The organism is Pelomicrobium sp. G1 (genome assembly GCF_051905455.1).
Classification (GTDB): Bacteria; Pseudomonadota; Gammaproteobacteria; order Burkholderiales; family UBA6910; genus Pelomicrobium.
Map to the genome: position 1 here is coordinate 1 of NZ_JBQACR010000269.1, position 298 is coordinate 298.

At 69.1% G+C, this 298-nt stretch carries 1 protein-coding gene; it reads right to left on the reverse strand.

Annotated elements, in window-relative coordinates; translation table 11 throughout:
* On the reverse strand, positions 1-298 hold a 298-nt coding region (locus tag ACTFO6_RS18455; protein WP_439935831.1), incomplete at both ends, for a phage integrase central domain-containing protein.

Genomic DNA, 298 nt, shown 5'->3' on the forward strand with positions numbered 1-298 from the left:
GGCCGACCTCGGAGGGTTTGAGCGCCGCGAAGCTTCGGACTTCCGGTTTCCTCAGGACGGAGGAGCGGGCGAGTTCCCGCGCCGGGTTGTGCGCCGCCCGGTAGGTGTCCTTGGCGTAGTCGAAGACCTGGGCCGCCACCCCGCGGGCCCTTCGGGCGGACTCCCGAATCCCGGCGTCGTAGGCGCTTCGCAGGACGTTGAGGAGCAGCGCTTCGCCGATGGCATCGATGGGAAGCTCCGCCAGTTGCGGATAGAGGATGCGCCGGAGGAGCCCAGCGTTGCGCTCGTAGTGGTGCTC